This window comes from Candidatus Zixiibacteriota bacterium, assembly GCA_021159005.1.
Classification (GTDB): domain Bacteria; phylum Zixibacteria; class MSB-5A5; order UBA10806; family 4484-95; genus JAGGSN01.
Genome location: JAGGSN010000111.1, coordinates 1 through 10983, shown reverse-complemented (window position 1 = coordinate 10983; position 10983 = coordinate 1). Strand labels below are relative to the sequence as shown.

Here is a 10983-nt window from a genome sequence, read left to right as displayed (position 1 = left end):
TTATAAATTATATATCCCCCCATGTCAAAAACTGTCGAAATGAATAAACCAGATATGCCGTCCGAAACGACAAACTTTGCCGCAAAGCTCAAACATATCATTTTCTCGTTTAGGCCGGAGGAATTTATCGCCTTAGCTGCTTTCTTCCCGATGGCATACCTGACATTTAAAGCCTATTTCTTTTTCAAAGCCCAGGGGTATGTACCAAAACTTTTCATTGGCGATATGCAAAGACTGGGAGCGGTGGTCATCGTTATTATCATCGCCTATATTATCACCCGCCAGCGTTCCGATAACGCTATCCTCTCGTTTTTACGGGATATTCTACCGTTTGCCTATTGCTTAGCGATATACACCAACCTTCATGATACAGTCCATTTTGCCAATCCCAACGATATCCACAACTACCTTATCGCCATCGACCAATGGCTGTTTGGCTGTCAGCCGTGCGTTTGGTCTCAGCAATTTGTCCATCCCTGGCTGACTGAGATATTCTCGTTCTGCTATATGATATTTTTCATGTTTGCGCCGATTGTCGCTATTGTTTTGCTTATACAAAAACGCCGACAGGAGTTTCGGGAGACGATTGTTACTGTTATATTATGCTTCTATTGCGGTTATTTTCTCTACGTCCTGTTTCCGGCGGTGCCGCCGCGCCTGACTCTTAAGCATCTATATACAGTCAATCTTGACGGCGCTATCCTGACCAATGTCGCCAACCAGGCGATCAATATGCTCCCCAGCTGGTCGCGGTGCGCTTTTCCATCTCTGCACTCGGCGGTAACATTGTTGTCGCTGATGTTTGCCTGGAAATATACGAAAACCACTTTCTGGATAATCCTGCCGTTTTGCATCGGGTTGATTTTATCGACAGTATACCTTCGCCATCATTATGTAATTGATATCTTTGCCGGCTGGGCGTTAGCAATACCGGTGTTTGTTTATATACCCAAATTCGATAAATGGTGGCAGGGTATGATACGCAAGCATTCATCCTGATAATGCAATAAAATCGTATTGCGCGCCTTGGCTGCCAAAGAATGATATCGATTCATAGCGATGTCTTATATGATAATCACTGCCATAACAAAATTCCAACCTGCCTGCCGGCGGGCATGGCTGTAAAATCCGGACTTAATAAAATAACCCCCGCTATATGCAGGGGTTTAAGCGCTGTGAGGCTATATGGCAATAATCCTCCGGAGGGGGTAAGAAGACTAATTGCCAGACTCACAGCAATATTCTATTGAAATTGTAGCTTGCTCTCCAATAAACAATTAATCATCAATATAATAGCTGTTGAGATAATCATTAATTCAAAGCTATTCTGTTCTAAGCTAAACTATTCAGCTTCCCCACACTTATCAATATAAGCATTAACAAAAAAATGTCAAGAGAAGTTTCCTGTTAACATAATAATATCACCCGTTCTTAGCATTTTATATTATCTCTTTTAACTTTGTCTTAAAAGCTTTTTAAGGGCGTTTAGGTCTTTCTTTGCTTACTGATTCAGAACCGGAAGCTATTTTATTGCTGTGATTATTCACTTGTGTTTGCGTACGATTTATTCTAAACCTCCGGCTTTCACTTACTTAATTAATAACATTTTACGATATAAGCTGTCGGTATTATTTAAGCTAATACGGTATAAATAAACGCCCGAACCGACATTAAAACCGCTTTGATTAGAGCCATCCCATACGAAATTATGTAAACCAACGCTTAGATTTCCCGAAAATACTTTCTTGACCAATCTACCGGAAATATCAAAAATAGCAATTTCGGCAAAACCCGCCTGTTTCAACTGGAAGCTGATTGTAGTCATCGAGTTAAAAGGATTAGGGAAATTCTGGTTTAATACCAGGTTGCCGGCAGTCTGATTATCATCATGACTGTTTCCCTCAATGCCAATCCCCATATCGGCAGTCATTATAGCGCCGGAATTACTGATATTTACAACCGACACATTGGAAGCTGTGCCGCTATATGAATATGAATTTGGACTGGAATTACTATTGAATATATTATTGCCGGATAAGCCGGGGAATGGATCGCCGCTGTCGCCGCGATTAATGCATTTTTCCAAATCCCAATTGTTGTCAGCCTGAATTAACGCTACCTTATAATTGTTAGTACTGCTCGCTACGCCATTTTCAGGCATCCATTCGCTGTTGTTGTTGCTCTGGCTATTATAAATATGCCAAATCAGCAAGCCATTGCCGGGAAGGTGGCTGTCATAGCTGATTTGCTGCCTGTTTTCCACAAGGAAATATTCCTCGTTAGCTAAACTGTCCGTTGTTAATTTATAAACCGTTGGATTATTTTCTACTGCCGGAATCGAAATATTGGTCTGATTGCTAACCAATTGCTCAGTTATCACAAAACCAAGCTGTTCCTTGCACCAGGCATCAAGATGAGCCGGTGAATTGCCCAAAGTCCCATTCCAGGCGCCTGAAGCCATTAGGCTCCATTTGCCGATGCCGTTTGATGAGAGATCCGTATCATATAAATCAGGCAAGCCGAACATGTGTCCCAATTCATGGCAGAAAACGCCGCAGGTCATATCTTCCGGATAATTCCAGTATTCAGGGTCCATCGTATAGGTTTTAACATATACGCCATCGACAAGCCGCGCATTAATAGTCCATTTATGAGACCAAATGTCATCGCTTGAGCCGGTTTTTTCGGCGCCCGTACCGGAATGAATGATTATAAGGCCGTCAACCTCGCCATCGGAATCATTATCATAATTAGAAAAATCAACATAAGGGTCAACAAGATCAACCGCATCCTCAACTAATTTCCGGGCATTATTAGGATAACCGCCAAGTCCGTTTTGGCCATTGCAATAGTAATCATAAGTTTCGGGTGCTCTTTGCCAGCCAAACGTTGAGGGAATCACTGCCGTAGTGATAGTCAGGGTGTTGTATGAGACTTCCTTATAGTAATTCATAACAGACCCCGAAATATCTTCATAAATCAATGTGTCAAAATATGCCGCCATAGCTTGAGCGGGTTTATCTGAAAAATCGATTAGTATTGCCAGAATATTTATTTCTCTCGAAACATTAGCTTTCGTCAATCCTGTTTTTCGCTTTGTCAGCAAGTCACCGGGCGCATTTACACCGTTTTCATGTAATCTGTTTCTGTTTTTCATATAATATGATTGCGGCACTTGGTTAGCTTTCATACTGCCGTTTTCCTGCGGAAATGGCGGCATTGCCGGGAGAGCGGCGGGCAGGATAATGCCCGCCGTAATCGCCAGCAAAAATGATTTCAGCAGCCTGAGACAGTAAGTATTTCTCATTGGCGTAATCATCTCTCTCTCCAGTAGTCAGTCAACTATAATTAGAATCTTAAGCCCATTGCGAAAGCAAACAACACGCCCTTAGTGCCGTTTGGCTTAATCGAACCGTTATTGGCGATGGCCATATCTATATGCATTGGTCCCATATATATTCCGAATCCGGTTGAGTAAATAGTGCCTCTATCGCCGCCAAAAGAGGTTCCCAGCCTCAGAGGGAATACACCGATAGGTCTGTATTCCAAACCAGCCGACAAACGCGGTGTTACCGCCTGCCAGGCTCCCGATGAAACTCCCTGTTCCCAATCAACAGCCCAAGTAAGCTTGTGATATGATCTGGACAAGCCAAGCTTTACCACCGCCGGAAGTTTCGATGAGAATGACTCTATGGAATAAGTAGTGTCATTCGATTCAATTAGAGAATCGCTGTTTTCACTGTCGTTAATAGCGTCAAAATTTATTGGGTCCATATTGAAAGTATAAACCAGTTCTTCTGTATCTTTAGTCCAGTTTATTTTCGAATATAGATTATGCCAGCAGGCAGAGAATACCCAATCGTTTTCGAATAGCACCGTGCCGCCTACATCAAAAGCTGTTCCGCTGCCGCCAAGAGCCGATTTCACTTTCATTATAGCGCTGCCCTCGAAACCATCATCAGTCGTAGCAACATTACCCTCAGACTGCGTAATTTTTTCATAGGCTATGCCGTAAAGGTAATGGATAGTCGTGCCAACTGAAAGTTCGCCGCCTTTCCATTTCATAAGCGGATGGCCATACGAAACCGAACCATCCCCCACAGCCAAAGCCTCGCCGCTGGTGTTATCAAGGCTAATTTCAGATTTTACAGCATTGCCGTAAAACAGCAGTTCAAAGGGGTCCTTATCGATATTAAACTTTGTGGCGCCAAGTCCGCGGAAATTAAACGCCAGCCGCCAGACCGAAAAATTCAAGCCGCCTGCTTCCGTTATCACATTAAACTTCAAACCCTCAGCAGGTATCTTGGCTAAAATGGCGTCCTTGTCGTCATCCGTTAAAAACTGCCCAGTGTATGTATTGTAGTCATTAAGCGAAAAACTGTTATTTTTTATGCCAATCCCAACATTAACCAGATTCAACGTAAAAATACGATGGATTGATAAGCCCAGGTTGGCTGGATTAAAACTGGCCGCCTCATTGTCGGCGCCTAAGGCTGTATAGGCGCCGCCCATCGCCAACGCTCTGGGGTTGGCTGTGCTCCAGGCATAAAGCGGACTGGCAGTTAAAGCTATCATTGCTATCGCCATAGCTATCGAAATGTATTTCTTCAACATCTTTATATCCTCCAAAAATATCATCATCTTAATTGTCATCGTCATCATCATCAAACAGATGGTCGCCGGCTTTAACTCTAAGCTCAGCTGATGCCTGAACTATGAGCGAATCACTGCCCTGAATAACGCTGCCGCTGGCTTCTGTCGGCAAAAGCTGAACTCTGGGCAGGATATAAACTTGTTCATTATCGAATATTGATATTTCATCCGATGTCAGTGAATCATTGAAAGTTGAAAGTACCGACTCGATTGAATAACCGTCTTCATCTGTATCTGCGCTTTCAAGAGTGAATGGTCCGATAACAACGGCATTAGGATCGTTTACGGCATCCTCAAGAGTACTGATAAATAAAGTAACCCTAGCGCCGATAGGCAAACTGCTTGTCAAATTGGATTGAATGTTGCCATAAACAAATGTTTCCTCGAAATCTGGCATATCGTCAGGGTCTATTTCTACATCGCTGGCTTCAAGATCGATTTCAGCGGTGTCAGCTAAGGCAAATGCCATCGGCGAATAAATTTCAACTTCACCGTAAAAGAAATCACTTTTAGTAATAAGAACCGAGTCTTCATTGGCAGGATTAAAGATAGCCATACCATTGATAATGATTTCCTCGGGAGCCGGATTTAAAAAATCTCGCAAAGTGGAAGAACCAACTGTAATATCAGTCGCTAAGGGACCTGAAGATGCTAATGCCTTACCCCTGATAGTATCCTGAACGACAACGCTGTCGCCAGCCTGACTTGACAGAAGAATGTCTGCAAACACATCGGTTGTGCTGTTATTATAAAGAGTCATGGTAAGACGAGCCTGCGTCAATTGAGCATCCTCGAATCCATCGGGAAGTTCAACCGCCTGTTGCATCGATGCGATTTCGATTTCAGTCGGCTTGATCTGACCCATCACCGAAATAAATGTAATATCCGAAACCCCTGATGTTATATCGATGTTATCTGTGTGGTTAATGGCGTATTGTGTCGGTGAGGAAGCCTCAATATCAGCCGCAGCCTCAATCCCGATAGTCTGCGGGAACGAAATGCCGGATGGTCTGAAAGTATAATTGGCCAAATCAATATCCAAATCAAGAGCAGCACTGCCGGCAATGCTCGTATCGATTGACAACGTGTCATGGTTCAATACAAAATTGGGTATCAAAAGGCTGATATTCATCGGCAGATTAGTATTATTTTCTATTAATAAATTCATCGTGCCGGCCTCGATAACCGCCTCATAAATAATTGAGGAATCGCTTAACTCTATTTCCTGAGAAAGATCTTTGGATATAGCCGGAATTTCTGCCATAGCGCTCGAAACAGTCAAACCGTTCGGGAAAGCGCTGTTGATTACCAAGTCATTCGACGGCGTGCCAATAGCCTGATCCGATACTTCATAGTAAATCCTTAAGGTAAGCTGGTTTTTCATTAGCTTGCCGGCAAGGTCTATGGTATCAGCCTTGGTTTCGGTGTCATTGATGCCGCCATCAAATACAGCGGTACCCAAAGGCGATGCAGCAGGCAAATCGGCTGTATTATAAATTGCTATTGTCAGCGAATCGATATCTATCCCCAGATTGTTGACAACCTCGATTGTTAAAATCCCCTGATTTATCTGGGCTAATGAGAAATTTGAAAAAGCATCAAGATTCTTATCTAATGAACCAGTAGCGGGTGCAGGAATTACTCCGGCGTCATTTGGAATGCCAAGTTCATCCAAGTTAAAATCAGAGGATGGTATTGCCGGAGCGTCAATATCGACATTGCCAAGCTCTATTGACAACGGCTCACAGGTTACACCGGGCGCGTTAAGGTTGTCATCCACCGAAATAGTGTCAATCTCTTGCTCGATTGAAAAATACGGATTGCCCGATGAATCAAACATGATGTCGTCGGAGTCCATCTCATCGATAATGTCTTCAATACTGTAAGTCTTTGAAGTTAGCGGAAGGTCCCATGTTGTTTCCCAACTGGGCGCCTCGGGTTTGTTTACCGAGCATGACTGAAGAATAAATAGCAATACTGCAATTAATGCTGTCAGCATACCGGTTTTAAGGTGAAAAGATTTCACTTTACTTCCCTCCTGATTATTAATGGTTCACATCTTTCGATTTTTCTTGAATTTAATAAGGCAACCATTATGCCAAGGGTTTCTTGCCTGAAACAGTATGATACAGTGTTTTGTATAGCATTGAATTATCAAGAGTTAGGGCGATGATGAAATCCGGGCGGCAAATTATACCCGAGATATTACCGCTATAACTATGGTGATAATCCCATAGTTCAGGGATAAGTTCTATTGACTTTAAAGGTCATATAAACTAATATGATAATATGAAGAAGATTTCGCGTTTGTTATATATGATAACGCTGATTGACAGCAGCCCGGGCATATCAATTGACCGATTATCGAATAAATGCGGCGTATCGGTCAGAACGGTTTATCGGGATATTATTGATATTTCCGAGGCTAATATTCCCATCTATTACGACAAGGGTTATTACATTCTCGACACCGGCAAAGTGCCGCCGTTAAGTTTCGGCAAGGATGAACTTATTTATCTGTTTAATGTCCTGCAGGGCAAATCTACCGGTAAAGCCCTTGATGAAGTAAAAAACAGATTGGCGGTTAAGATAAAAAGCCATATCCCGGAGATATTGAAAAATGCAAAAATAGATTTTCAGCCTCGTTCATCGGATACGCCGGATATCGCCAAAATTTTTAGCAAAATTGAAAAAACTATCGATTCGGAAAAAGTGGTAAGTTTTGACTATACGTCTTTGAATGGCAAAACCTCAAGACGACATGTTCATCCTTACGGCCTTGTATTCAGACAGCATGGCTGGTATCTGGTTGGCTTCTGCGAGAGAAGGGAAGAGGTAAGGCTTTTTCGTCTTGTCAGAATTAAAAATCTGAAGGTTCTTAGTAAAAAATTCAATAGACTTAAAGGGTTTTCCTTAAGGGAATATATGGATGAAAGCTGGGGCATTTTCAGGGGAGAGGAATACCATTTTAAAATAAAATTTTCCGGGCCGGCGGCGGTGGCGATTTCCTCAACTAATCATCATAAGAATGAGAAAATTAAAAATATTGGAAACAATCAGATTTTATATAGCGTTGTTTCAAGAGGGAAAGAGGATATTGTTAATTGGGTGTTGGCATATGGCCTGAATGCCGAATTGATAGAACCGGTTGAAATCCGCAAAGAAATAAAGGAAAGACTGAAGGGTACGCTAAAAAAATACATGTAAAGAAATGGCGCGGTTCAACAAAATGCCAAGAGGCGCTTGGCTGCCAGCTTGTTGAAAAACCCTAATAGCAGTCATTGCGAACGAAGTGAAGCAATCTGTTTATATGGTACTAAGCAAGCTACAGGTTACCGCGTCGTCCGCCAGAGGCGTCTGCCCGAGAGGCGGAGCAATGACTTGTGCTATCCCTCAGGATGGAGTCCGCCCAAGCGGGCGACATCCTGAGGGCGGAAAATTTATCAGATTGCGTTAATTTAACATGGCAAAAAAATACTGCAAAATATGCGGCGCGGAATGGGAAGAAAACTTCGATGAGTGCCCTAATTGCGGCATGCCGGCCGACCCGGATGAACAATTATGGTTCGATAAGGATGCCCGCCGCCGCCTCGAAAGAAAAAAACGAACTGCCCGCAAAAAGCCAATCAGACGAGTCTCGAAATTAAACCGCGGAATATTCCTACCGCTGATACTCGGAACCGGCGCCGTCTTGCGGATAATCGCTTCCGGAGGTTTTTCCACCCGGACTATGATGTGGGATGTAATAGGGGTAATGATGTTTGTTGTCAGTGCGGGATATATTATCAAGGCGAAGTTTTTTAATCGATGATTTAATTGACGCTTATCGTCAGGAAGGGGTTCCTGACGACGCATGAAATCGGCGCACGGAGACGTACGCCAATAACAGAATATATTATCAAAGCTAAACTCTTATGCTATCCCTTATAATGGAGTCTGCCTAAGGCAAACTCATTCAGAACCCGATCTTCAATGTTCTGAAAAAAATGGGGAAACTCCAAAAAATCTTATCCTTGACTTTTACCTCAACGCCGAATAATATACTCCCGGCTGTAAAAATAGATAATGCCCCCGTAGCTCAGTGGATAGAGCATCGGCCTCCGGAGCCGTGTGCGGCCGTTCGAGTCGGCCCGGGGGTATTTATAATTAAGAATGAATAATTAATAATAACAGCCGATTTTAATTTGAAAGGCAATCTGATGATGCTCGAAAATATTTATAAGATTAATTTTCTTTTGCTATCCCTCAGGATGGAGCCAACCCAAGCGGTCGACATCCTGAGGGCAGAAGAGATAATAACAGGAGCTGAATATAATTATGTTATGGACTAAAACTTTCATACCTACCCTTCGTAATGACCCGGCTGATGCTGAAATCATTTCACACAAACTTTTAATGCGGGCTGGCTATATCAGAAAACTAACCGCCGGTGTTTATAACTACCTGCCGCTGATGCAGAGAACTCTTCATAAAGTTATGAATATAGTCCGCGAGGAGATGGACGACTCGGGCGCAGTCGAAATCACCATGCCGGTGCTTCACCCCGCCGAATTATGGCAGAAAACCGGCCGCTGGGATACTGTCGGCAAAGAGCAAATGCGCCTGAAAGACCGCCACATGCGCGATATGGTCTTAGGCGGCACTCATGAGGAAGTAGTTGCCTGGATTGCCCGCGGCGAGCTAAGAAGCTATCGCAACGTGCCGCTTAACATGTACCAGATTCAGGTTAAGTTCCGGGATGAAATCCGCCCCCGCTTCGGTCTTATGCGAGGCCGCGAGTTTATCATGAAGGATGCCTATTCTTTCGATGTTGATGAAGCCGGTTTGAACATCGCCTATCAAAAAATGGCAGAGGCTTATTTTAAAATATTTAAACGCTGCGGCTGCGATGTCAAGATGGTCGAGTCTGATGTTGGCGCGATGGGCGGCTTTGGCGCTCATGAGTTTATGGTGCCGGTCGAAACCGCCGGCGGCGAGGAGATAATCTTATCTTGCGATAAGTGTGATTATACCGCAAATATCGAAAAAGCCGTATCTATCCCGTTAACGGTTGAGAAATCCAATGAACAGCCCCGCGAAAGCAAAAAAGCTTTTACACCAAACATGAAAACCATCGAGGAAGTCTCCGAATTCCTGAAGGTGGCGACTGATAAGCTGGTGAAGACATTATTCTATTTAGCCGATGGCGAACCCGTTGCGGCTCTAATACGGGGCAACCGCTCTATCAATGAGATAAAGCTTCAAAACCATCTGAGTTGCATCGAGCTTGAGATGGCAGACCCGGCAACTATCGTGAAATTAACGGGCGCAACAGTCGGTTTCTCCGGTCCGATTGGATTGAAAGGCGTGCGGATTATCGCCGACCCTGAAATTAAAAGCTTAGTTAATTTCGTAGTTGGCGCAAATGAGAATGACACTCACATTATCGATGCGAATCTTGCCGATTTCAATATCGATGAGTTTGTGGAAATTCGCAATGCCGAACCAGGCGAAATATGCCTGCGCTGCGGAGATGGACATCTATGGTCATACTCCGGCATTGAGGTCGGCAACCTGTTTAAGCTGGGCACAAAATACACAGAAGCTCTGGGCGCTAATTATGTCGATGAGAATGGCGCGGAAAAACCATTTGTAATGGGCTCCTACGGTATCGGCATAACCCGCACAGCTCAGGCGGCAGTCGAGGCATACCATGACGACAATGGAATTATCTGGCCGAAAACGATTGCGCCGTATGATTTCCATATAATACCATTGTTTATGGACAGCGAACAGCATCGTGAAATAGCCTTCTCGCTGGCAGAGAAACTCGAAACCGCCGGCTATTCGGTTCTCATTGATGACCGCGATGACCGCCCCGGCGTAAAATTCAATGACGCCGACTTAATCGGCATGCCGATAAGAATCTCGATAGGGGACAGGGGAATTAAACAGGGCATAGTCGAGGTAGTGCGCCGCAAGGACCTCTCGATGGAAAAGGTGCCGATAGACTCAGCCGCTGAGCAGGCAATCGAGATTTATAAGGCGCTATAATAGATAAGTAGATTAATATCCTTTTTCTTGTGCAGTCGGAAGTTACTTCCACTGCTAAAATAATTCGAGACGATGATTACTGGATTCCCAATCAAGGGGCTTGTTGATAAAGCCCGCCCCAACTGGAAAGTCGGGGCTATTAAGTTTTGATAATTTATTACTACTGTCCGGCTTTTTGTCCGCTTTAGGCGGATGCTATAATAATGTCATTCCCAACACCGCCCGCGTCATTCCCACACTGCCCGCGTCATTCCCAACTTGATTGGGAATCCAGAGATTGGTCATGCCGATACCTCC

7 protein-coding genes and 1 tRNA gene are annotated in these 10983 nt (G+C 43.8%); 5 read left to right on the top strand and 3 right to left on the bottom strand.

Annotated elements, in window-relative coordinates:
- Nucleotides 1-21: 21 nt before the first annotated feature.
- Nucleotides 22-999, top strand: a complete 978-nt coding sequence (locus J7K40_07010; protein ID MCD6162146.1) for an inositol phosphorylceramide synthase — start codon at nucleotides 22-24, stop codon at nucleotides 997-999.
- A gap of 589 nt (nucleotides 1000-1588) precedes the next feature.
- On the opposite strand, the gene J7K40_07005 is transcribed toward J7K40_07010, so the two are convergent.
- Genes J7K40_07005 through J7K40_06995 form a run of 3 tightly spaced genes read right to left on the bottom strand, consistent with a single transcriptional unit; the run spans nucleotide 1589 to nucleotide 6679 of the window.
- Nucleotides 1589-3307, bottom strand: coding sequence for a M6 family metalloprotease domain-containing protein (locus J7K40_07005; protein MCD6162145.1), 1719 nt, complete (start codon nucleotides 3305-3307; stop codon nucleotides 1589-1591).
- Nucleotides 3308-3348: 41 nt separating this feature from the next.
- Nucleotides 3349-4614, bottom strand: coding sequence for a hypothetical protein (locus tag J7K40_07000; protein ID MCD6162144.1), 1266 nt, complete (start codon nucleotides 4612-4614; stop codon nucleotides 3349-3351).
- A 28-nt stretch (nucleotides 4615-4642) separates the two neighbouring features.
- Complete coding sequence (locus J7K40_06995) at nucleotides 4643-6679, bottom strand: hypothetical protein (GenBank protein ID MCD6162143.1); 2037 nt, start codon at nucleotides 6677-6679, stop codon at nucleotides 4643-4645.
- Between the two features lie 263 nt (nucleotides 6680-6942).
- Between J7K40_06995 and J7K40_06990 the strand changes: the two genes are divergently transcribed.
- From J7K40_06990 to J7K40_06975, 4 genes are all read left to right on the top strand, one after another.
- The gene (locus J7K40_06990; GenBank protein MCD6162142.1) at nucleotides 6943-7860 is read left to right on the top strand and encodes a YafY family transcriptional regulator; all 918 of its coding nucleotides are present in this window, start codon (nucleotides 6943-6945) and stop codon (nucleotides 7858-7860) included.
- Nucleotides 7861-8116: 256 nt separating this feature from the next.
- Nucleotides 8117-8464, top strand: coding sequence for a hypothetical protein (locus J7K40_06985; GenBank protein MCD6162141.1), 348 nt, complete (start codon nucleotides 8117-8119; stop codon nucleotides 8462-8464).
- Nucleotides 8465-8720: 256 nt separating this feature from the next.
- Nucleotides 8721-8792: transfer RNA gene (locus J7K40_06980), tRNA-Arg, on the top strand.
- A gap of 178 nt (nucleotides 8793-8970) precedes the next feature.
- Entirely contained in the window at nucleotides 8971-10686 is a 1716-nt protein-coding gene (locus tag J7K40_06975; protein ID MCD6162140.1) for a proline--tRNA ligase, read from the top strand.
- Nucleotides 10687-10983: the final 297 nt, after the last annotated feature.